This is a genomic window from Pontixanthobacter sp., from assembly GCF_049682855.1.
Taxonomy (GTDB): domain Bacteria; phylum Pseudomonadota; class Alphaproteobacteria; order Sphingomonadales; family Sphingomonadaceae; genus Pontixanthobacter.
The window spans coordinates 15,933-39,843 of record NZ_JBAUIK010000006.1 but is presented as its reverse complement, the minus strand read 5'-3'; the positions used below and the strand labels follow the sequence as shown (position 1 = coordinate 39,843).

Sequence of the window (23,911 nt, the reverse complement as noted above, 5' to 3'; positions counted from 1 at the left end):
TGGTTTGGTCACTGAACAGTTCGCACACGCATCACCGCCGCCGCGGCAAGCGCCGATCCGATTGCGCACATCAGGAACACGTTCGACAGGCTGTCACTCACCTGCGTCTGCCATATATTTGCCAGAGCAATCGCCGGAACCAGTATTGCAGGCAGGCTATTGGTCAGGTTCATCAAACCCAGAAACATTCCCCGGCGGGGGTTTCCGGAAAGTAACTGCGCAACCAGCGCGGTGTCCACCGCCAGAAACCCGGTCAAACCCAGGTGAAACAGGCTATAAGCCGCGATGAACAATGCCCAGTTCGGCGCATATGCCAGCACGATCAGGGCAACCGCAGTGCACAGTGCGAACCCGGCCATCGGCACGCGCCGCCTCCCGCTCGCATCGGACAAGAAACCACTGGCCAATGCAGCAAGGATGGCGATGACCGCTACCAGCGCGGACAGCTGCCCAATCAGCGCGCTGGGATTGGCATCGGGCCAGCCAAAGGAGCCATCCGTCTGGTTGGTGACATAAATATACAGATAGCCCAGTACAAAAGTGGCCCCGAGCTGCACCATGAACCGGGCGAGCCAGACCTGCATGAAATCGCGGCTGATTGCCCGTTTCTGGGATGGCGCGTGCGGCTGTATGTCGTGCGTCCGGCCGGATAAGGGGCGGCCTGCGGGACCTGCTGGGCCGATCATCGTTGCCGGGTTCATTTTTACCTCTTCGAAATTCCAGAACAGCAGCAACGGGCTGATCGTGACGAAAATGGATATGCCGATCCATAGAAAGGCGGCGTTGTCGTCCGAGGGGTAACGCCAGGCAATGACGGTAATGGCGAGCGACGCCAGCGGCAGAGCCGCGTTCATCAGGCCGGCTACCGTGCCTTTGGATGCATCGGGAATGTAATCTGTGAGCAACGCCCCAAGCGGGGCAAACGCCAGATTCAGTGTGCATTGGAACACGATAAAGCTGACCAGCAGGGCCGACACCGTCGCCGCCATCGCCATCAGACAATAGCTGACGAGCAATCCCGCCACACCGATCGCGATGAGGCCCCTGCGGGATCCAAAACGGACCAGCCACCGGTCACCCAGATGCCCGGCCACAATATGCGACAGGCTGGCGGTGATGCCGCCTGCAAGCAATACCCAGCTAAGTGCGGCAACCGCATCAGCGCCCGCCAGCATCTCGATCCGCCTGGGTAGCACAAGAACGAGTAACGGAAGGAACGCCATATGCGCTCCGAATAATGCCAGCACATATAGCGACACGGTCAGGCCGCGGCGCGGCCTCATGCGGCGCGCGTCATATTAACTGGCCTGTATCATATCAGGCAGCCCTTGGCCCGGTTGTGGCGCGGTTGATCAGCCGATAAGGCATTTCAAACCGGTCGCTGCCCGGGCTCTCGCCGGTCCATAATGCGCCTGCTGCGCCATTGGCGATGGCAATCAAACGCTCACACGCCTTGCCGATCATTTCAGCGGTTGGTTGCCGGATGGCCGTTAGCGGCGGTACGCTGAAACGCACCCCCGGCGTGTCTTCAAAACTAATAACCGATAGCTGTCCTGGCACACAGATGCTGCGTTGGTCCGCCAGATGGAGGGCGGCGAACGCCATCTCGTCATTATCGGCGATGATCGCGCTTGGCGGCGCGGAGCCATCGAGCAGCCGCGCAATTTCCCCGGCGGCTGTGTCAAAACGGAAATCACCATTTGCGACCAGCCCGGCATTTTCGGGCAGACCAGCATCCGCCAGAGCCGCGCGAAAGCCTTCGATCCGTTTGCGTGAATTGCCATATTCAGGGGCGCCTGCGACAAACGCAATCTGGCGGTGCCCGTGCGCCAGCAGGTGCCTCGTCGCCTCCCCCGCCGCTCCGGCCTCGTCCATGAAAATATCAACCTGGCTGCTGCCATCATCCTTGCCGATCCGCGCACACGGTATCTGCCGGTCGGCCAGCAATTCAAGCAGCTGCAAATTGTCGCTATGCGGCGGCGTTAGGACGACGCCGTCGGGCCGCAGCGACGACAATACGCGCGATAATTGGCGCGGTGCAAGCTGGGGATCAGCGTCAATCAGCTCGAACACGAGATGGAAACCGTGCTTCTCGCATTCGGTCATTCCGCCATACAGCATTTGGTCAACCCAGTCATTGCCGCGTCCAGCCTGCCAGTTTTCCAGCGTCCGCTGGCGATCATTGATGGCCAGGATCAGGAAGGACTTGCCGCCGCCCATTCTCCGCGCGGAGAGATTGGGAACGTAGCCGAGTTCCTCGACCGCACTTTCCACCCGTTCACGCATTGCAGGTTTCACGTTCGGTCCGCGATTGATGACGCGCGAGACTGTCTGGCGCGACACACCGGCGGCCTGCGCGACATGTTCGATCGTCACTGAAGTTCGTTTGCCCATGACCCGTGCAATCGCATTGTTAATACATGCATTCAAGACCGATTGTGCAAGGCCGATTGTGAGCGATCACTTTTTTCTTGTGAGCGTTCCCAATTTTTCCTATGGAATCATATAACAGGCGAGCGAATCGCCGAAACTTGGGAGGGTTTGATGCGGAAATTTTCAACAGCATTGGCATTTGGTTGCTCGGTACTTGCGCTGGCTGCACCGGTACACGCACAGGTCGAAGGCGGCGACCAGCCGCCTGCCGATACCGAAGAGCCGTCCGTTTCGGATGATAACACGATTATCGTGACGGCAGATCGCCGTGAGCAAGATTTGCAGGATTATGCGGGTACAGCAGCTGTATTTTCAGGCGAGGATTTGCGCGCTCGAGGCATTCAGGACATCACTGATTTCAACGACGAGCTGCCCGGCCTGACGGTCGCCAATAATGGCGGCAATATCGAAATTTACATTCGCGGCGTTGGTTCGTCCAACAATACGGAGCTGGGCGACCCGGCGGCGGCATTCCATCTTGATGGCGTATATGTTCCGCGGCCCGCTGGCGTTGGTTCAGCGTTCTTCGACATTGAGCGGGTCGAGGTCAATATCGGCCCGCAAGGGACATTGCGGGGCCGCAACGCCACAGCCGGGTCGGTCAACGCCATTGCTTGGAAGCCCGGCATCGGTGTGTGGGACGCGAATGCCGAAATTGGCTACGGTAATTATGATGCGTTTGAGCTGCGCGGGATGATCAACGTCCCTGTGGGAGACAATGCGGCTTTCCGGTTTGCGGGCATGTATACCAAACATGATAGCTATTATAACAATGTCGGCCCGATCAATACGGTAGACGTTGCAGAAGCCGCCGATAACAAGGCGTTTCGCGGCCAATTTTTGTGGGAGCCGACAGAGCGCCTGAGCATTTTGTTGGCTGGTGATTATATTCACGAGGAAGGCACCGGATATACCGGGACAAATTATGCCGGGCCGCTCGGCAATGGTATCCGGCCAGAAGATATCGAAAATCCGCGCGATGTTATTGCGAACGCTTTCACCCCCGACGAAGATGTCAAACATTATGGCCTGCGTTCGACCATTTCTTACGAACTTGATGCATTTACTGTCGAATATACCGGAAGTTACCGCGATCTCCTGCGCAGCTATGATGCGAATACCCCGCTCACACCGTTTTATCCCGGTGTCATAGAGGATCTTTCCACCACCGATAATGTGTTCACCCCTGATCCCAACGATGTCATCGTCAGCGAGGAGGTGCTTCGCGAGGCGCTCGATAATTTCTCGCGCTTCAAGTTTATTACCGATTCTGAATCGCAATATCACGAGCTGCGTCTGTTTAATTCCGACGGTCCGATTATCTGGTCGGTTGGCGGAATGTATTTTGAAGAGGACCAGCGGACGTTTCTTGGCTCCGCTGCGGACCGCAATCCGTTTTTCCAGGGCGTCGAATTCAACACCCGTACCAATGCCAACGCTTGGGCGCTGTATGGTGATGTGACATGGGAAGTGAGCGATAATTTCCGCCTTACCGGGGGTATGCGCTATACCGATGACGAGAAGGCACGTACCGGCGTTGCCGCCCGTTATGGTCTGGCACTGGGCGGCGGTAGCTTTGAGTGCTGCTTGGGTGTACGCGTCGGCACCGAAGGGTTCCAGTTCAGCGGTTTCGACCGGACGATCTTTGACCCTGATTCAAACGGGGACGGCACGATCAGCGATGCGGAAGTTTTTGCATTCTACCGTGACGGTATCGCGCAGTTTGGGCAGCGTGACAATCTGGGCGACATTCTTGATTTTGGGCCGTTGCCCGGGGACGTGAATGAACGCCCTGGCGCGCCAGAATGTCTGGATACCAATGCGTTTGACCTGTTATTCTGTGATGGGTTTACGCGCGGTGATCCGTTCTTCAATTCGCAGTTTACCTTCGCCGTTCCGTTTCAGGGGCAGATATTCCAGCAGGACGGGCAGTTTGAGGATGATTTCGTCGATTGGCGTTTGCGCGCTGAATATGATGCAACCCCTGATAATTTGCTATATGCGCTGATTGCGACAGGCCATAAATCTGGCGGCTTCAATGACAATTTGGGCCAGAACGGCGTCGCACCGACCTATGGGACCGAGCAGGTGCGTCTGTATGAGCTCGGCAGTAAGAACGAGTTCTTTATCGGCGATATGAAAGCAACGCTAAACGCGTCTGCTTTTTACAACGATTACAGTGATCAGGTCTTCACATCGATCCTGTCCGTGCAGCAGATTCTGGACTTCCAGGCTGGTATCGGCAGCCCCATTCCTGTGCCGGACGGCATCAGCACCGGCCTGATCGTTTCATTCAGCTTTAATGCAGCGGATTCCGAGATCTACGGTATCAATCTGGAAGGCGGCCTTGATCTTCCAGCCAATATTAACTGGGATTTCAACGTCCTGTGGCTGGAGGCCAAAATCAACGAAGCTGAAGACATTCAGGATTTTCGTTTCCAGGCCGACGTGGCTCCGCTTGAAGCTGTATTTCAGCCCATTACCGGCCGGCGTCTGCCGCGCACTCCGCGCTGGCAACTCAACACGTCGCTGTCGCAAAATATTGATATTGACAGCGGATCGCTCGACTGGGTGATTTCAGCGGGTTACCGGTCAGATTCTTTCCAAACGATCTTCAACTCGATTGATTTTCAAAATCCTGACAATCCGCGCCTGCGTTTGAACGATGTGGTTGAAGGGTTTTGGACGTTCGACTTGGGTGCCGGTTACACGCATGGTGACGATGGGAAGCTGCGCTTTGAAGTGTATGCCAACAACGTCACCAACCAGCAGAAAGAAGCTGCTATCATTATTACCCAGTTTGACAATACCCGCTTCTTCACACGGCCGCGCACATATGGCGCCCGGATGCGGGTGCAATTCTAGGCAAGGCGAACGGGGGGCGGCAGAGCGATCTGCCGCCCTCGCTATTATGGGGCTCTGTTTATGGGCCAGCTAACCTACAGGGTTGATCCATGCTGACATTTATATTCGCTGCGAGTATCGCGGCCACGCAATTCATCTCCGCCCCGGATGCAGAAGCGTCTTCTCCCAGCGCAGCCAATACAGCCACGGCGCAAACATCCGTAAACGCACCGCCGCCAGCGGCTGAACCGCACCGTGCACCGCGCGGCTATGCGCTGGTGTTTGCGGACGAATTCAACAGCGGATCGCAGCCGGATTCTGCGCGCTGGGCCTACGATACGCATAAGAACGCCGATGGCTGGTATAATAACGAGCTGCAATATTACGCCAATGCGCGGCGCGAAAACGTCCGTATAGAGAACGGCAATCTTGTATTGGAGGCGCGGCGCGAAACGCTCAGCGCCGACCTGTTCGATGATTTTGGCGGCCAGAACTACACCTCCACCCGCCTGTTCACACAGGGCAAGGCCGCATGGACATACGGCTTTTTTGAAGTACGTGCAAAGCTGCCATGCCAGCGCGGCAGCTGGCCAGCAATCTGGATGTTGCCCGAAGATCCCGATGTCGTTTGGCCAGCGGGCGGCGAAATCGACATCATGGAACATGTGGGCTATGACCCCACCGTCATCCATCATTCGGTCCATACCAAAGCGTTCAATTTCGGGCGCAACACGCAGCGGACCACCAGCTATGATTTACCGACCGCGTGTAGCCAGTTCCACCGCTATCAATTGCTATGGACACCCAAGGGCCTGCTGTTTGGTGTCGATGATACGCCCAAATTCTATTTCGAGAAAAAGCGCAGCGACCGTGCGCGGTGGCCATTTGACCAGCCAATGCATCTGATCCTCAATATCGCTGTTGGCGGCGATTGGGGCGGGCGAAAGGGTGTGGATGATGCGGCGTTTCCCGCAGTGATGGAAATCGACCATGTGCGGGTTTACCAATTGCCGTCGGCCAATGCGGAGATTGCCCGATGAACCGCTCATTCTGCGTCATGACAAACGGGCTGGCCAGTTTGGCGCTGGCCTCCTGCACGCCGATAGCTGGCAGCACCGCGCCATCATCAGCGGTTGGCGCGCCCGCCTCTAATGCGGTTTCCAGCGAAGATGCTCAGATCGATGCTCTGCTCACGAAAATGACGCTGGAGCGTAAGATTGCGCAATTGATCCAGCCACAGATCAATTCTTTCAGCGTGGAGGATATGCGCCGCTATCGCTTTGGCAGCTATCTAAACGGCGGGAATGGCGGGCCTTATGGTGACGAGTTTGCACCAGCCAGCGAATGGCTGCGCTACGCAGACGAGATGTATCTCGCGTCGGTAGAACCGTTGCCGAATGGCGAGCCAGCAATACCGGTGATGTGGGGCACCGATGCTGTCCACGGCCACACGAACGTGCCCGGTGCGACAATTTTTCCGCATAATATCGCGCTGGGCGCGGCCGGAGATGCCGATCTGGTACGCCGGATTGGTCATGCGACGGCGACCGAGATCAAAGTGACCGGTATTGACTGGAACTTTTCACCCACGATCGCTGTGGCGCGCGATGACCGCTGGGGCCGGACATATGAAAGCTATTCCGAAAATCCGGCACTCGTGGCCACTCTTGGCGCGGCGTTGGTCGAAGGTCTGCAGGGGCGCCCGGGTGACGACGATTTCCTGGGCGAAACGCGCGTAATTGCGACGGCCAAACATTTTTTTGGCGATGGCGGCACCGAGCAGGGCGTGGACCAGGGTGACGTAAACGGTGATATTGACGCGCTGCTGGCGCTGCATGGCCAGCCATATCCGGTTGCCATTGATGCCGGTGTGGCATCGGTGATGGCCAGTTTCAATTCGATCAATGGCCGCAAGATGCACGGCAATCGTGATTTGCTGACCGGGGTTCTGCGCGGCGATATGGGTTTTGACGGGTTGGTCGTGGGGGACTGGAACGGTCACGGACAGGTGCAGGGCTGCACCGTTTCCGACTGCCCCCAATCGCTGCTGGCGGGGCTCGATATCTACATGGTGCCCGATGACTGGCGCGGTTTGATGGAGACTCTGCTGGAACAGGTGCGCGGCGGCACCATTCCCGTCGCGCGGGTCGACGAGGCGGTCACCCGGATATTGCGGATCAAGGCGCGCGCCGGATTGCTCGGCCCCGACAGCGTTCGCCCATCTCAGCGCGGTGTTGCGGGTCGCTATGATCTGCTGGCCTCTGCTGAACATCGCGCATTGGCGCGTGAGGCCGTAGGGCGCAGCCAGGTCATATTGAACAATGACGGTACTTTGCCGCTGACGGCTGGCGCCCATGTGCTTGTCGCCGGAACGGCAGCGGATAATATCGCCCAGGCTGCGGGCGGCTGGACGTTAACCTGGCAAGGCGGCGGCGATCTGGACAATTCCTATTTCCCGCAGGCCACATCAATCTATGCCGGTATTGCCGATCTGGCGCGCGCGTCAGGTGGCCGCGCCGTCCTGTCGGCTGACGGGTCCTATAGTGCAAAACCCGATGTTGCCGTGGTGGTGTTTGGCGAGCAGCCCTATGCTGAATTTGCCGGAGACCTGCGCGATTTAGCCTTTCGTGACGAGGAAGGGCTAACCCTGCTTCGCCGCTTTCAAGATGATGGCATTCCGACCGTTGCGGTGTTTCTGTCCGGCCGCCCGCTATGGGTGAACCGGGAAATCAATGCCGCCAATGCGTTTATCGCCTCATGGCTTCCCGGCGGGGAAGGTGCAGGCGTTGCCGATATCCTGTTTGGCAAGCGCCCCGCCACTGGCAGATTGTCATTCAGCTGGCCGGCCACATGCGCGGGGACGCCCGTCAACGGCGGCGCAAATGCCTTGTTCGTGCCTGGCTATGGCCGCTCTTTGGATGATGTCTCGGGGCTGAGGAAACTGGATGAAGGCTGCGCCGCATTGGCAAGCGGGGCCGGGGCCGAGTGGTTCGCAGCCGGGCGGCTTGCCGCTGGCGTAACCGTTCGCTCCGGGGCGAATGCGTTTTCGCAAATGCTGGGCACTGCGCCGCGCATCATCATTCGCGCGATCGACCGTAATGCACAGGAAGATGCGCGCGAGATCGCTTTCGAGGCGGGCGGCGAGCTGGAATTGTCCGGTTCCGGCGCTGCCGAAGCGTACCGCATCACATATGCCCTGCCGCAGCGCCCAGAGGGGCCGGTGACGTTCATTTCGGGCGCCAGCACGTATGATGCCGCGCGGGAAATTGCGGTCGCGGAAGGCAAGGGATGGCGCGAGATGGTGCTGACGCGCGATTGCCTGCCGCAATTGACAAACGCGCTGCGCGTTCGCTCGGCTGCCAGCCTTATACTGCGTGTTCATACGATACGCCGGGAAGAATTGCCTGCGGGGACGCCGTGTTCTTTCTGACAGCAGAATAGTTTAGCGTGAACGGCCCCAATGGGGCGGCATGCAGGGGGAAGCCAAGATGACGCTCGAAACGATAGATATCATTATCATTTCGCTTTATGCATTTGCTCTGCTGGGCATCGCATTGTTCGTTTCGCGCGAGCCCAAGGGGCATCACAAAGATACAGCGGATTACTTCCTCGCCGGGCGCGCTTTGCCGTGGTGGGCGATTGGTGCGAGCTTGATCGCATCGAACATTTCCGCCGAGCAGATTATCGGCCAGTCGGGTCAGGGTTACGCGGTGGGTATCGCGATTGCGGCCTATGAATGGCAGGCCGCCCTGGTCCTGATCATCGTCGCCAAATACTTTCTGCCCATTTTCCTGAAGCGTGAAATCTACACAATGCCGCAATTCCTCGCGCAGCGTTATGGCGAAGGTGTGAAGACATTGATGAGCGTGTTCTGGGTCGCGCTTTACACTGCCGTTAATCTGACCACCGTCTTGTGGCTTGGCGGCCTCGCGGTCACTTCGCTGACCGGTTGGGGCATCATGGGGTCGATGGCGGCTCTGGCTACCTTTGCCGCGCTCTATTCGATCTATGGCGGACTGAAGGCGGTTGCGCTGACGGATATTATCCAGGTCATCATACTCATTCTGGGCGGCTTGGCGATCACCTGGATCGCGCTTGACCGCCTGTCGGGGGCGGATGGCGCGCTGGCGGGCCTCGGCATGCTGATGCAGGAAATGCCCGGCCATTTTACAATGATCCTGGACGATGATCACCCGGCCTATGGCGATTTGCCCGGTATCTGGACATTGCTTGGCGGATTATGGGTGCTGCATTTCAGCTATTGGGGGTTTAACCAGTACATCATCCAGCGCGCTTTGGGGGCGGAGAGTTTGGGCGAAGCACAAAAAGGCCTCGCCTTTGCGGCGTTCCTTAAAATTCTGGTGCCATTTATCGTTGTTATTCCGGGCATTGCTGCAGTAATGCTGGCAAGTCAGGGTGTGCTCGATGGACAGGTGCTGGGGGCCCGTTCGGACAGCACCTATGGCGAACTGATGGCAATGGCACCGGCGGGGCTGCGCGGATTGGTATTTGCGGCCCTGATTGCGGCGGTGGTGTCCTCTTTGGCGTCGATGATGAATTCGATCTCGACCATTTTCACAATGGATTTGTACCGCTCATGGAAGCCGGATCGGGCGGAAACCCATTACGTGACGGTGGGCCGTCTCGCGGCGTTCTCGGCAATGATCATTGCGCTGTTTCTGGCGCGTCCGTTTATTGGCGGCTTTGAGAGCGGATTTCAGACCGTACAGGAATATACCGGCTTCATTGCGCCCGGCGTGGTGGTCGTGTTCCTGCTCGGCTTTTTCGACCGGCGCATGAACACGGCGGGGGCTTTCACCGCATTGATCGGTTCGGTTGTCGTCAATGTTGCGCTCAAATTCGGCATGCCGGATGTGCCTTTCATCATTCGCATCTGGGGCGTCTTTATGCTTTCGCTTGTCGCCGCGGCAGTTGTTTCGCGGATGACGGCGCGGCCAGAGGATGCGCGAACAGTCAGGCTGGGCGATATCGCTTTCGCCACGACGATGCTGTTCAATACGCTGGCGCTGGCAGTGGTGGCGATGCTGGTCGGCCTGTATATCCTGCTGTGGTAGGATCCGGGGGGCATCGGCTTGGCTATCTGCTGGGCCATCTGTTGGGCCAGCAGATGGACTAGTAGGAGGGCCGGGCTAGTGGGAGGCTGCCTTGCGCGCTTCTCTCGCGGCCTGTCGCCGCCGTTTTTTGTCCAGAATTTCAGAATCTGGCGCGATGCTTACTGCGCTATCGGCCATCACCGCGCCGCGCTCCCCCAATGGGCGGTCAATGCCAACGGTCGTATCGATTAACGTCTGACGTTCAATTTCCGCGTTGAGCAAGGCCCCGATCAAAATTGCATAGCATGTGAGAAATAACCACATCAGGAACACGACGACGGCTGACAGCGAGCCGTAAGTCGCGCTGTAGTCACTCACATATCTGACATAGAGCGAGAAGCCGAACGAGATGGCCACCCAGGTAAATGTCGCCAATATCGAGCCGGGGGATAGCCAGCGCCATTTTGCAGCCCTCCGGTCTGGTCCGTATTTCATGATCAGTGCAAAGCCCGATGATCCCAGAAGCATCGCCACGGCCCAGGTTATCAGCTGATAAAGATCATCAGCAAACGGACCGATCAAGGGGGATGTCTGCGTTTGCAGCCAGGCGACCAGGCCGCCGCTGACAAGCCCGGTCAGGGCAATCATGATAGCCGCGAGCGTCATCCCGGCAGCACGCAGTGCCACGGAAAACATGTTCCGGCTTTCATGTTCCGAGTTGATAATATTGAGCGCGCCGATCAGGCCGGAGGCCGCGCGCATCGCGCCATAAAGGGCGAATATAAGCGATATCACCAATGTCACACCCGTAACGCCGCTGCTGGTTTCCACCACCGTGAGCAATTGCGTTTCGATCAACACTGCCGCTTCTGGCGGAACTATTGCGGATATCGTCTCCATCTGGTTTTGAACCGTCTCGACATCGCCGAGCAGTCCGTAGGTCATCACCGTGGCTGCCAGAAGCGGCGTAATGGCAAGAAAGGCAAAGAAAGCCGTACCGGCCGCCAGCAGCGACAGATTATGGAATCCGGCCATCACCCAGACCCGCTTGGCAATCTGCTGCCATGCCGACAGCGGCAGGTTGGCAGGTGACGTGGCGGTTGCGCCAGGCTGTGTTTCCTCTATCGCATCAACCTCTTGCTCGGTAAGGCCAATACTGGCTTCGAGTCGGCTATCGGTGCCCGCTATGTCGTTTGGCTTTGGCGGCGCGCCATGAGAAGGTCTGGATATCAAAACGTGATCCTGTCTGGTATTAACTGCGCATATATAAAATGTCTGGGAATTCTCGCCCCATGTGTTCATTAACGCTCAAGCACGGTAAAAGTGGCCGCATCATCCGCGCATCTTTGTTGAGCGGTGCGGCAGCGATGGCAATGATGGCGCAATCTGCCGCCGCACAAGATGCCAGCGGCGCCGCAGTAGAGCAGCCAGCCGTACCCGCGCAAGCGGAAGATCTGAAAGCGGGTGCGCTGCCTGTTCCGCCGCCGCCCGCTGATGCAAACCTGCCTGCTGTCGAGACGATCATTACAGATGAGGAATTCAACGGCGCGATCCCCGCTCTTGACGGTGATGATCCGGAGCTCGCTAGTGAACTTGAATCAATCGAAGAGTTCGAACGCCGCTTTGCAAGCGAACAGGCTGAGGCAAACCCCGATGAAGGGGCGGCGGCTCCGTTTGGCCTGCCCGAACTGGCGGATGGTGATGCAACCGAAGAGATTGGCGATGCGCCTATTCGCGATGCGGAGCTAATCAAACCGCTTCCCCCGCTTGAGTCTTTCACCGTTGAAGAGGTGCAGTTTGCTGACGAGGCAGCCGACGAGGAGGTACTGCTCGTAGAATACAGCGTTGAGGTCAACGGTCTTGACGAGGCGGATGATCAGACAGACGTTGATTTGGCCGGGTCATTCAAATCGCTCTCCGCTTTGCAAGATGCTGATGGTGAAGCCGCGAATATTGCCATGATGTCTGCGCGCCTGACCGAAGACAGCGCCCTGATGAAGCGCCTTTTGCGTGCCGAAGGGTGGTATGATGCCGCAGTAACCACACGGATCGACCGTTCGGCAGAAACAAACGGTCAGCCGCTGACTGCGGTGCTCGACGTCATTCCTGGCGGCCGGTTCACATTTGCCGAGATAGTGATAGAGGCAAATCCGACCATCCCGGACGGGTTGATCAGGGACAATCTGGCGCTGCAAGTTGGCGAACCGATCATTGCCACGCGGGTACAGGGTGCAGAGGCCCAGGTGGCCATCAGTTTGCCCGAACAGGGTTATCCTTTCACCAAGATCGGCCAGCGCGATATCCTGCTTGATCAGGAGACGCTTGACGGCGTTTACACCCTGCCGGTGGATACGGGCCCGCGGGCGCGATTTGGCGGATTTGTGACCAGCGGCAATGAAGCGTTTGATGCCCAGCATGTTGAGGTGCTCGCCCGGTTTGAGCGCGGCGAACTGTATGATAGCCGCAAGGTCGATGATCTCAGGCAGGCGCTGGTTGCAACCGGCCTGTTCAACACGGTGTCGGTGCAACCGGTTGCCACCGGCGAGGCCGCTGATAGCGAAAGCGAATTTATCAATATCGCTGTCGATCAAGACGCGGGCCCCCCGCGGACATTGGCTGGCGGGGCGGGGTTTGGCACAGGGCAAGGGTTCCGTCTGGAAGGCAGCTGGACGCATCGCAACCTGTTCAAGCCGGAGGGCGCACTGATTGCCTCGGCAGTTTTGGGCACTCAGGAGCAGGGCGCGGGCCTCTCGTTCCGGCGCTCAAACGCTGGCCAGCGCGACCGGACGGTCGAAATCGGTTTGAATGCGCTGCGTGCTGACTATGACGCCTATAAGGCACTGACAGGGCGGCTTGGCGGGCTGGTAAGCTACGTCTCCACGCCAATCTGGCAGAAGCGCCTGACCTATGCATATGGCGCGGAAATTCTTGGCACAGTCGAGGAAGATTTCGATTTTGATCTGGGTGAGCGGGTCGACCGGACCTATTTCATCGGCGCATTAACCGGGCAGCTCGGCTTTGATACATCCGATGATCTGCTGAACCCGACAAAAGGGTTCCGTCTAAGCTTGCTCGCGCAACCCGAAGGCTCTCTCCAAGGCGGCTTTGACCCCTATGGCCGCGGAGTGTTTGATGCGACAGCCTATTTCTCCCCGACCGATTCCATCGTTCTGGCCGGACGGCTGCGGGCGGGGACCATCGTCGGTGTCAATCGTGCAGACATCGCCCCTTCGCGGCGCTTTTACGCAGGCGGTGGCGGCTCGGTACGGGGCTTTGGTTTCCAGCAGCTTGGCCCGCAAGTGGCGGAGCCCAATCCGGCTTTCGATATCACCGATCCGGATGAAACCGATAGCCAGTTCCTCCTGCGCCCGGTCGGCGGATTGAGCACGAATGAGCTAGCCGCAGAGGTGCGCTATCGTTTTGGCGATTTTGGGGTGGTCGCATTTGTCGATGCTGGCCAGGTGTATAACACGTCCGTTCCTGACTTTTCAGGATTGCGTTATGGTGCGGGTATCGGCGGACGTTTCTACACCAATTTTGGCCCGTTACGGCTTGATATCGCAACGCCGATTGGGCGCAAAGACGGTGAGAGCCTGATTAATATCTACATCTCGATCGGGCAGGCTTTCTGATGACTGAGAACCAGAGTGACGCGGTTTCCCCCGCAGCGCCGGAGGAGCCGGCCAGCAAGCCGGAAAAATCCGTTTGGCCGCGGCGCATTGTGAAAATCACGCTTGGCATTGTGGCGGCCGTTATTGTGGTCATCATCACGGCCCTGTTTGCGCTCAATACCGATCCGGGCCGCACTTTCGTCGCTGAACAGATTGAGGCGCTGGAATTTGAAAACGGCATGGCTGTGGGGATCGAGAATATTGGCGGTTCGCTCTATGGCGAGATGACGATTGAAGGGTTGACTATTGCCGATCCCAAAGGGGTCTTCCTGCGCGCGCCGAAAGTGGCCATAGACTGGCGACCATTTGCGTTTATCAAAAGCCATATTGATGTCCGTTCGCTGGGCGCAGATACGATCGTGCTGGAGCGGCTTCCCGAATTCAACGAGACCCCGCCGAGCGATGATCCGCTTCTGCCTGATTACGACATTGATATCGGGTCCCTCACAATCGGCCAGTTCATTGCCGAAGCGCCGGTTTCAGGTGAGCGGCGGGTTGCGCAACTCACGGGCGAGGTGCACATCGCTGATGGCCGCGCTCAGGCAGTGCTGAACGGGGGGACGATGTCGAGCCAGGGCAGTCCCGGCGGCGACACAATTGCGCTCGTTCTGGATGCTGTGCCCGATGACAACAGGCTCGCTCTTGATTTTGATCTCAGCGCGCCGGGTGACGGCATGATCGCCGGTTTGGCCGGCTTCACCCAGCCGCTGAAAATGACGCTATCAGGTGACGGCGACTGGGCCCGGTGGAACGGAAAATTGGCGGCGACTTTGGCCGATCAGAACTTTGCCGATCTCGCACTCAGTGCGCGCGATGGCGTGATCACTGTGGCAGGGCCCACTCAGCTGGGCATATTCGCCCCGCCCTCAACTGCGGCTTTGCTGGGTGAACAAACCAATATTGATATAGCGGCCGCTCTGGATGAACGGCGGGCGGAGATTGACGGGCATATTTCCAGCGATGCCTTTACTCTTGCTGCCAACGGCGTGATCGATTTGTCAAATAACAGTTTTGACAATTTTATCGCTGAATTCACTCTGCTTCAGCCCGCTGCCATAGCGCCCAATCTGGGCGGTAGAGGCCTGCGCGCGATGCTCTCGCTGGACGGGGCATTTGCGGCTCCTGCAGTGGAGTACGATATCAATGCCGCGCGGATCGTGATGAACGATTTGGGTATTGAAAATTTGCGCGCGCAGGGCTCTGCCCGGGTCAGCGCGGACCGCATCGTCGTTCCGGTGACGGCACGAGCCGCGCGGATAACCGGTCTGGATACGGTCGCTGGCGGCACGCTCGCGAATATCCGGCTGGAGGGAGATATAGCGGTTGAGGGGAGCCGCATTTTATCGGACAATATGCGGATGCGGTCTGACCGGATCGACGCCCAGCTGATCCTTCTCGCGGACACGTCAACCGGGCTCTACACCGGTGCAATCGACGGTAAGATCGATAATTACCGTGTCGAGAGCGTTGGTATTTTCAACATCGCCACTGACATTGATCTCCAGGCCAGCCAGAATGGCGATTTTGCGTTGGCGGGGAAAGTGCGCGCACGCTCCACCGCATTGCTTAATGACAGCGCGCAAACCTATCTCGGTGGTAATCTCGTTGCTTCCACCGATGTGGTATATGGCAGCGACGGTGTCGCCCGTTTTGCAAATGTCCGGATGAATTCGCCGTTGCTCAAGGTTACTGACGGGCGCGGCAGCTATTCGGCAGACGGTCAGATCGATGTGGTGGCGAGCGCTATCTCGGACCCTTATGGCCCGGTTGGGGTCACTCTGACCGGCACGATCACCAGCCCGCGTGCAACGATTAAGGCGGCCCGGCCCGGCCTTGGCGTAGGTCTGGCGGGCCTTACCGCCAATGTTCGCGGCGAAAATGGCAATTACCGTATCGATGCCAGCGGCACCACCGACTATGGAGCATTTACCGCCGATGTGACCGTGGCGACAGCCAGCGGAGCTGTGGCACTGACCATTAACCGTGCCGATCTCGCCGGTATTGGTTTGTCAGGGCGCGTTCGCCAGAGCGCAGCCGGACCGTTTATAGGTCAGCTTGATGCAAACGGAAGAGGGCTTGGCGGAATCGTCCGGCTTGGCGCGACCGGCCGGTACCAGTCTGCGCGGGTCAATCTGCGCGCGAATAACACCGTGCTGCCCGGCCCCGCCAATCTGCGCATTGGTTCGGCCATAATCGATGCCGATGTGGTTCTGTATGACCGGCCCCAGGTCATCGCCGATATTCAGCTGGCCGACACGCAATATGGCGCTCTCGACATAAATGTCATGCGCGCTCTGGTCGATTACCAAAATGGGCGCGGAAACGCCAAAATACTTGCCGAGGGTACGAGCGGAGTGCCTTTCCGCGTTTCGGCCAATGCTGATTTGCAGCCCGAACTGTGGCGCGCATCGCTGCAAGGCAAGGCGCGCGGTGTCGCGTTCAAAACGACGTCTCCGGCGCGGATTATTCCCGGCGGTTCCTCGTATGAATTGCTGCCGACGAGGATCGATTTCGGGCAGGGTAATATTCGGTTGGCGGGCCGTTACGGTAATGGGATCATGATCCAGAGCCGTCTTGACGATATGGATATGGAAATCATTAATGCGTTTGCTCCTGGCCTTGGTGTGGGGGGCAAAGCCACTGGCAGCCTTGATTTTTCGCAAGCCAGTGCAAATGCCTTTCCGGTCGCCGATGCACGGATGACGATTTCCAATTTTTCTCGCACTACTGCGGTTTCCGTCAGCCAACCGGTCAATGTAAGCTTTGTCGGACAGCTTCAGCGCACGGGCGGCGCGGCGCGCGCAGTAATCCGGCGCAGAGGTACGGTAATCGGGCGCATGAACGCGTCGCTTACGCCCCTACCACCGGGTAGCGGTTCCTGGGTCACGCGATTGATGCAGGCACCCCTGGGCGGCGGTGTCCGCTATAACGGACCGGCGGACACGCTGTTTTCGCTTGCCGGGCAGCCCGATCAGCGGCTTTCCGGGGCTCTCGGCCTGGCCGCGGATTTCAGCGGCCGTGTTTCCTCCCCGTCGCTGGCCGGTATCGTGCGGGCCAACAGCCTCACTTACGAAAACCAGACTTACGGCACACGCCTGTCAAATATGGCGCTGCGCGGCAGGTTCACCGGCGAGCGGTTCGAAATCGAACAGCTTCAGGCGGTTGCCGGGGATGGCACAATATCTGCGGCGGGTTATGTCAGCCTCGCCGCTGATAGCGGTTATCCGATGGATATCAAGGTGGAGCTCGATAATGCGCGACTGGCGGAAAGCGACGCCATCGCATCCACTGCAACCGGGACTCTCGCCTTCACCAAGAGCGCGGGGCAGACCGCGCTGCTTTCTGGCAGAATTCTGCTGCCCGAAACGCGATATGAAGTTATTCGCCAGGGTGATGCGGCCATCCCAGAACTCACCGGTGTACGCTTCAAGCCGCCACGGGGCCGCGCGCGTATTACTGGTGATGAGCCGCCTTCGCTATCCGAAGGGCTGCTGGAACTGATCCGTCTCGACATCGCTCTGGCTGCGCCGCAAAAGCTGTATGTCTCGGGTATGGGGCTGGAAAGCGAGTGGAGCGCGGATATCAATATTGGCGGAACCAGCAAAGAGCCGCGCATGTCGGGAGGGGTCAATCTTATACGCGGGACGCTTGGCTTTGCCGGGCGGTCATTTGAGCTGACCGAGGGACGTGTGAGTTTCAATGGCGGGCGCACACTTGACCCCACGATCACATTGGTCGCCTCGGACGAGATTGAGGATGTCACGGTGAATGTAAATGTCAGCGGACAGGCCTTCAATCCGCAAATCGCATTTTCGAGCACTCCAGGCCTGCCGCAGGACGAGATTATTTCGCGCATCCTGTTTGGCAATTCCGTCGGCAATCTGTCGGCCATTCAGGCTGTGCAATTGGCTGCCTCGCTGAACTCGCTCAACAGCACTGGCGGCGGGCTCAATCCGCTCGGCAAATTGCGCTCTGCGACCGGGGTGGACCGGCTGCGGATACTGGGTTCGGACGAGACAAGCGGCCGGGGCACATCACTGGCTGCCGGCCAGTATCTGACCGACGATATTTACGTTGAAGTTATCACTGACGGGCGCGGATTTACGGCTACCCAGCTCGAAATCAGCCTCACTCCCGCACTGTCGATCTTGAGCCAGGCGGGCGGCGCAATCGGCACCAACGTCAATGTGCGGTACAAGAAGAACTATTGATGAGGCCTCTGGTCGTCGTGGCGATTCTGCTGCTTGGCCTGCTTGCAGCCATTATGCTGCGGCAGGAAAAAGAGGCGGATTTTGGTGATCGTTTCGACAATGCACAGAAGCATATTCGCGACCTAGCCGAGGATATCGACAATGATATCGCTGATCAGACGTCAGATGGCGGGGGCGGCTAGTCGCCCGGATTGGCGGTGCCATTGGGCCAAATGATCTGCGGCTAATTTACGGCGCGGTCTTTTCCCTCCCAATAGGGCGCGCGTAATTCGCGGCGAAGAATTTTTCCGGAGGGATTGCGCGGAAGGGTGTCGATGAAATCGACCGATTTCGGGCATTTGAAACCCGCAATATTCTCCTTTGCGTAAGCGATAACGTCTTGCTCGGTCAGGCCCGAACCCGGTTTTGCGACGACCACAGCCTTCACCGCTTCCCCCCATTTTTCATCGGGGATGCCAATCACCGCGACATCGGCAATATCGGGATGGCCATAGACCGCGCTTTCCACTTCTGCAGGATAGACATTTTCGCCACCGGAAATAATCATATCTTTGATCCGGTCCTGAATGAACAGATACCCGTTTTCATCGACCATCCCCGCATCCCCGGTGCGAAACCATCCATCCCCGATCATGGCTTTCTCGTTTTCCTCGGGGCGGTTCCAATAGCCGAGCATGACGCAGTCGCTTCTGATCGCAATTTCACCGGTTTCCCCGACCGGCAGCGGATTAAGATCCTCATCCAGAATGCGCACCTCGACGCCGGGCATAGGTTGGCCGGCCGATTTCATGACATGCTCTCGGCCGATCACATTTTCGGGCCTATGGTCATCTGGCGACAGGCTGATCACGGTGCCGAATGTCTCGGTCAGACCGTAGAGCTGGGCGAAATCGCATTTGAGCCGCTCAACACCTTCCTTGAGCATATCGAGCGGGATCGGACTGGCGCCGTAAGTCAACCCTTTGACGGAGGAGAAGTCGGCATTGGCGGCATCGGGATGGGCCAGCATGATCCCCAGCGCGGCGGGCACGATGAAAATCCATTTCACGCGGTATTTCTGGGTGTCGGCAATCATTAATGCAGGGTCAAATTCGCGGTGAATGATCAGTTCCTGCCCGCCCAGAACCGCACCCAGCGCGGTCCCGACGCCGGCAATATGGCCAAATGGCATCGCAAATATCATCGTATCTCCGGAATCCGCGCAGTACCAATAGATATTGTGCTGCCGCAACAACGGGCGCAGATTGGTACCATTATGGTTGCTGAGCACGACCCCCTTGGGCAGACCCGTGGTGCCCGACGTGTACAGTTGCAGCAATGCGTCCTGAGCCGTCACCTCAGCCGAAACCGCGACATCCGATTGGGCATCGCGCCATGCGTCAAAGCTGTCATCGGTGAGGATTTTCGGGCCATCAAAAGGCAATTGATCGGCAAATTCCGGTTCGACGAACAATGCCTTCGCCCCGGCATCATCGAGAATGAAATGCACTTCCTTGGGGGATAGCCGCCAAATGATCGGCATAAACACAATTCCTGCGCGTGCCGCTCCCATCGCAAGCTCTACCGAACGGTCGCTATTCTTGCCGAAATACGCGATCCGGTCGCCTTTGGACATACCCATCGCGGCAAGGCCGTTGGCGATCTGTGTCGCGTGCCGGTCATAGGTTCTGTAATCGGTTGTCCGGGCCCCGAACCGTAGTGCGATCTGATCCGGGCTGGTCGCGGCATGGCCAGACAATGCGGCGCAATAGGTCGGGTAATATACCTCTGTATCGGGCATGGCTTCACTCTCCATAATCTATGGCTGGCCGAATCGCTCGGCTCGTATGCCCCGGAACATGTCCCTTTCGCTGCGCTGCGTAAATGGCTGCCATGTCGAAATGCTTACGGGCCGAAACCCCGTTCAAGGAACCGCAGCGCGCATCCGGCCAACAGGGCCGTTCCATTGGGCAGTGCGCTCTCGTCTACATGCATGCGGGAGGAATGGATGCCGCAGCACGAGGCCCAATCGTCGCCTTCGGGAGCGACGCCAAGGAAAAACATTGCGCCCGGCACTTTCTCCAGCAGATAGGCGAAATCTTCCGCGCCCATGATCGGCGCCGGCAAATCGTGCCAACCCCTTTCGCCAAGAAGCGATTGCGCAACAGCCTGGCCCAGCCGGACCGCGCGCGGATCGCAGATGGTGACGGGAAACCCTTCGGTAATCGTCACCTCTGCTTCCATACCATGCGCTGCGGCTATCCCGTTTGCAACGCCGTGCAGTAATTGCTGCACTTTGGCGCGGTTCTGCGCAGACAGGGTCCGCATGGTGCCGCTGATGCTGGCATGATCAGCAATGACATTGTGCGCGGTCCCTGCCGCCAGCTGGGTCACGGTTACCACCACCGCACCGGCGGCATTGAAACGGCGCGTGACCATCGCCTGAATCGCTGCAACCACCGCGCAAGCGGCAGGCACGGGGTCAAGCGTATCATGCGGCATCGAGGCATGGCCGCCGCGGCCCTTAAGAGCAATGGCAAACTGATCAGCAGCCGCCATGAGCGGCCCCGGCTTGCCCGCGATCACTCCGTGCGCCGCATTGGGCATGACATGCAGTGCAAATGCCGCATCGGGCAGCGGGTCAATCAATCCGTCATTGAGCATAAAGCGCGCGCCGTGATAGCCTTCCTCGCCCGGCTGGAACATGAACTGCACCTCGCCATGCAATTCGGCCTGTCTGGCGCACAGCAACTCGGCAGCACCCGCCAGCATTGCGGTATGGGTGTCATGGCCGCATGCATGCATCCTGCCTTCAAATTTGGAGGCAAAATCCAGCCCGGTATTCTCCGGCATAGGCAAAGCATCCATATCCCCGCGCAGCAAAACGCGCCGGCCGGGAAAGGCGCCTCTCAATGTGGCCACCATACCCGTGGTGGTGGCGCCTTCGCGCCATTCAAGAGGCAAATGCGCCAGCGCCGCGCGGACTTTCGCACTTGTGAGCGGCGTGTGCAGGCCAAGTTCGGGTTCGGCATGAATCGCGCGTCTTAAGGCAATGATTGTACCGAGCTGGCCGCGCGCGGCGTCAAGGAGATCTGGAGCAGACATGATGGAGGGTTAGCGTTGATAAGCCTGCGTGTCTGCCGTGTATCTATCAAAAAGCTTAGTGAAATATTCTGCGTAGCGGCTAAAGCGGCGCTCAATGACTGCCAATACGCCTGATTTACCCCCATGCGAAGGGATTACGCCGGAGAGCGGGCCGAAGATTGGGGTGATCTATAACCCGCGCAGCCACCGCAACCGGGGGCGCGACCTCGACTGTGTGGCATCCGCGCGCGTGATGGTGGAGCAACCCGCGACACGCCATGATATTACCGCCGCCTTGCAGAAATTCGCGCAGGAGAAAATCGCATATCTGATCATCAATGGAGGCGATGGGACGGTCCGCGATGTCCTGACATGCGGCGGCGCCGTGTTTGCCGGGGAATGGCCTGAAATCGCCGTGTTGCCCAAGGGCAAGACCAATGCGCTGAACGTCGATCTGGGTGCCCCCGCTGACTGGAACCTGGATGCAGCTATTGGATCGCTGGCGGGCGGCAAGCGGATCAAGCGCCACACTCTCAAAGTCGAAGTGGCAGATGGCAGCCATCAGCCGCGCCTGGGTTTTATTCTGGGGGCGGGCGGTTTCACGCTGGGCGTTCATGCAGGACAGGATGCGCACCGGATGGGGGCATTCAACAGCCTTGCGGTCGGTGCTGCAACGGCATGGGGCGTGATGCAGGGACTGTTTGGCGGCGACCGCAATGTTTGGCGTCAAGGGGTCGCCATACGGCTGAAGCTGGGACCGGATGGCAGAGAGGCGGCGCGAAGCAAGTATGGTGACCGCACGCGGCGCTTTGTGATGATGTCATCCACGCTTGAAAAATTTCCAGTCGGAATCAAATTATTCGGACGGGAAAAATCGGGCCTGAAAATTGCCCTGATTGATCATCCGCGCCGCCGGATCATGGCGCTTTTACCTGTGATTCTGGCAGGGTGGAATCCGGCCTGGCTGGCGCAGGCCGGCGTTCATTTCCTGACCGTTGAGAATTATGTGCTCGATATTGAAAACGAGTTCATTCTTGACGGGGAGGCCTATGCAGCGGGCCGGTATGCGGTGTCCAAGGGGCCGGAGCTGTCCTTTGTCGTGCCGCAATGACCACGTTGAAGGAGCGCGTCGAAAGCCAGCTTGATCGCACTGTCGAACCCGCTGTGACGGCCTTTGCAAAGCATCTGACAGAACGTGCCGGTGCACAGGCGGCCCTATTCTACGGCTCAAATCTGCGCACGCACGAGCTGGAGGGGGTGCTCGATTTCTATCTTGTGATGCCCGGCCCCCAAAGAGACACAATCTGGCCGCGGGTCAGCTATCATGAATGGGTTTTTGACGGCATGGTGCTTCGCGCCAAGGTCGCGGCGCTGTCAGCCGGTATCTTGAAACAGGCCGCATCCGGTGAATTGCGCGATACCACGATCTGGGCGCGGTTCGTCCAACCCAGCGCCTTGGTATGGCACCGAGATAATGCCAGCAGGGCGCATGTTGCAGAATCGGTCGCGCAGGCAGCCATTACCGCAGCGCGCTTTGCCGCTGCGCTCGGTCCAGAAAGCGGGCGCGAAGGCGATTTTTGGCGCGCTCTTTTTCAAGAAACCTACCGGGCGGAATTGCGCGTGGAAAAAACCGGGCGCGAGAATTCCATCCTTTCGCTCAATCGCGAGCATTTTGACGGACTGTTACCGCTTGCTTGGACGGCGGGAGATATTGATTACCGCCTAAGCGACGAGCGGCTCAAGCCGGTTTGGACGCGCGGTCAAAAGACCAGGATCATGCGCGCCTGGCGAAAAAGGCGCAGGTGGGGCAAGCCGCTCAATATTATCCGACTGCTCAAGGCGAGCACCACATTCGATGGCGCTGCGCGCTATGCGGCCTGGAAGATTGAGCGGCACACTGGGGTTCCGGTGGACATAACGCCGTGGCGCGAACGCCATCCCGTTCTTGCTGCGCCGATTGTGTTATGGCGCGTGTGGCGGGCCAGACAGCGGGATGCCTATGGCCAGTGATCACATATATTTCATATTGATCGTAATCGCGGTGACGCCCTCTCCAACAGAAAAGCGGGTTTTCTTGTAACTCGGCTTCCCCAGATTGAAGATATTGATGCTGGGGTTGTTCGACATGCCGCCGCCATCCTTGGTGATATCGGTTTTGCCATTACCGTTTGTGTCATGCCGCACGGCTATGCCATAGGAACCGGCAGCGGGAACGGGCATGCAGAATGTCATCGTGCCTGCGCGTGCGGAGGTCTGGATACGGCTAAGCCAGCGGCCACTCTCCAGCCAGTCGGCCTTGGTTCCGCGATAGCTTTGGACGCGCATGGTGCCCGAAGACCCTTCGATTCCGCTGACGGTCACTTTCACTGCCGGTCCGGCTGAGGCGCTGCAGCGGCTCATATCATTGCTGATGGTCTGGCGGTATTGGGCCAGCACGGGCGCGGCGAAGGCCATGCTGCCCATAGCGAGCACCGCAGCAGCCGATGTGAATTTCATGTTCATTCTCATATTAAACCTATGACGATGGGCCGCTTCACGCAGAGCGGCGAGATGGTAGGACAACCGCCTGTTCGCAGCTGAATATGGCCCCCATATGGCTGTGACGGTGTGAATTTCCGCTGAATTTGCGTTTTGC

General features: G+C 58.4%; 15 protein-coding genes. 9 read left to right on the top strand and 6 right to left on the bottom strand.

The genetic code is table 11. The features are described from left to right. Positions 1-8: 8 nt before the first annotated feature. On the bottom strand, positions 9-1,283 hold the full coding sequence (locus tag WA922_RS02875) for an MFS transporter (RefSeq protein ID WP_424770168.1): 1,275 nt from the start codon (positions 1,281-1,283) through the stop codon (positions 9-11). 34 nt (positions 1,284-1,317) lie between these two features. Beyond that, entirely contained in the window at positions 1,318-2,394 is a 1,077-nt protein-coding gene (locus WA922_RS02870; protein WP_424770167.1) for a LacI family DNA-binding transcriptional regulator, read from the bottom strand. A 150-nt stretch (positions 2,395-2,544) separates the two neighbouring features. Here WA922_RS02870 and WA922_RS02865 point away from each other — a divergent pair, with 150 nt between their 5' ends. From WA922_RS02865 to WA922_RS02850, 4 genes are all read left to right on the top strand, one after another. After that, the gene (locus WA922_RS02865; RefSeq protein ID WP_424770166.1) at positions 2,545-5,298 is read left to right on the top strand and encodes a TonB-dependent receptor; all 2,754 of its coding nucleotides are present in this window, start codon (positions 2,545-2,547) and stop codon (positions 5,296-5,298) included. 89 nt (positions 5,299-5,387) lie between these two features. Next, positions 5,388-6,317 carry a glycoside hydrolase family 16 protein gene (locus tag WA922_RS02860; RefSeq protein ID WP_424770165.1) on the top strand — a complete coding sequence of 310 codons (930 nt, stop codon included), beginning with the start codon at positions 5,388-5,390 and terminating at the stop codon, positions 6,315-6,317. Beyond that, a complete protein-coding gene (locus tag WA922_RS02855; protein WP_424770164.1) occupies positions 6,314-8,707 on the top strand; it encodes a glycoside hydrolase family 3 N-terminal domain-containing protein in 2,394 nt (797 codons plus the stop codon). The genes WA922_RS02860 and WA922_RS02855 overlap by 4 nt, the downstream gene beginning before the upstream one ends. 58 nt (positions 8,708-8,765) lie before the next feature. Then, entirely contained in the window at positions 8,766-10,352 is a 1,587-nt protein-coding gene (locus tag WA922_RS02850) for a sodium/sugar symporter (protein WP_424770177.1), read from the top strand. 75 nt (positions 10,353-10,427) lie between these two features. Here the strand turns inward: WA922_RS02850 and WA922_RS02845 are convergent, their stop codons facing one another. Beyond that, positions 10,428-11,564: a YihY/virulence factor BrkB family protein gene (locus tag WA922_RS02845; RefSeq protein ID WP_424770163.1), complete on the bottom strand. Its 1,137-nt coding sequence runs from the start codon at positions 11,562-11,564 to the stop codon at positions 10,428-10,430. Between the two features lie 59 nt (positions 11,565-11,623). Between WA922_RS02845 and WA922_RS02840 the strand changes: the two genes are divergently transcribed. From WA922_RS02840 to WA922_RS02830, 3 genes are read left to right on the top strand one after another with little or no spacing between them, the layout of a single operon-like run. Beyond that, entirely contained in the window at positions 11,624-13,963 is a 2,340-nt protein-coding gene (locus tag WA922_RS02840; protein ID WP_424770162.1) for an autotransporter assembly complex protein TamA, read from the top strand. Continuing rightward, the gene (locus tag WA922_RS02835) at positions 13,963-18,213 is read left to right on the top strand and encodes a translocation/assembly module TamB domain-containing protein (protein ID WP_424770161.1); all 4,251 of its coding nucleotides are present in this window, start codon (positions 13,963-13,965) and stop codon (positions 18,211-18,213) included. Before WA922_RS02840 ends, WA922_RS02835 begins: the two co-directional genes overlap by 1 nt. Next, on the top strand, positions 18,213-18,395 hold the full coding sequence (locus WA922_RS02830) for a hypothetical protein (RefSeq protein WP_424770160.1): 183 nt from the start codon (positions 18,213-18,215) through the stop codon (positions 18,393-18,395). Before WA922_RS02835 ends, WA922_RS02830 begins: the two co-directional genes overlap by 1 nt. 41 nt (positions 18,396-18,436) lie before the next feature. Here the strand turns inward: WA922_RS02830 and WA922_RS02825 are convergent, their stop codons facing one another. Next, positions 18,437-19,993, bottom strand: a complete 1,557-nt coding sequence (locus WA922_RS02825) for a long-chain-fatty-acid--CoA ligase (RefSeq protein ID WP_424770159.1) — start codon at positions 19,991-19,993, stop codon at positions 18,437-18,439. 104 nt (positions 19,994-20,097) lie between these two features. After that, positions 20,098-21,297 (bottom strand): M20 metallopeptidase family protein, encoded by a 1,200-nt coding sequence (locus WA922_RS02820; protein ID WP_424770158.1) that lies wholly within the window; start codon positions 21,295-21,297, stop codon positions 20,098-20,100. Between the two features lie 94 nt (positions 21,298-21,391). Here WA922_RS02820 and WA922_RS02815 point away from each other — a divergent pair, with 94 nt between their 5' ends. Together WA922_RS02815 and WA922_RS02810 are read left to right on the top strand one after the other, a co-directional pair. Then, entirely contained in the window at positions 21,392-22,387 is a 996-nt protein-coding gene (locus tag WA922_RS02815) for a diacylglycerol kinase family protein (protein ID WP_424770157.1), read from the top strand. Next, on the top strand, positions 22,384-23,286 hold the full coding sequence (locus WA922_RS02810; RefSeq protein WP_424770156.1) for a hypothetical protein: 903 nt from the start codon (positions 22,384-22,386) through the stop codon (positions 23,284-23,286). The genes WA922_RS02815 and WA922_RS02810 overlap by 4 nt, the downstream gene beginning before the upstream one ends. On the opposite strand, the gene WA922_RS02805 is transcribed toward WA922_RS02810, so the two are convergent. Next, positions 23,287-23,778: a DUF2141 domain-containing protein gene (locus WA922_RS02805; protein ID WP_424770176.1), complete on the bottom strand. Its 492-nt coding sequence runs from the start codon at positions 23,776-23,778 to the stop codon at positions 23,287-23,289. Between the last annotated feature and the right edge of the window lie 133 nt (positions 23,779-23,911).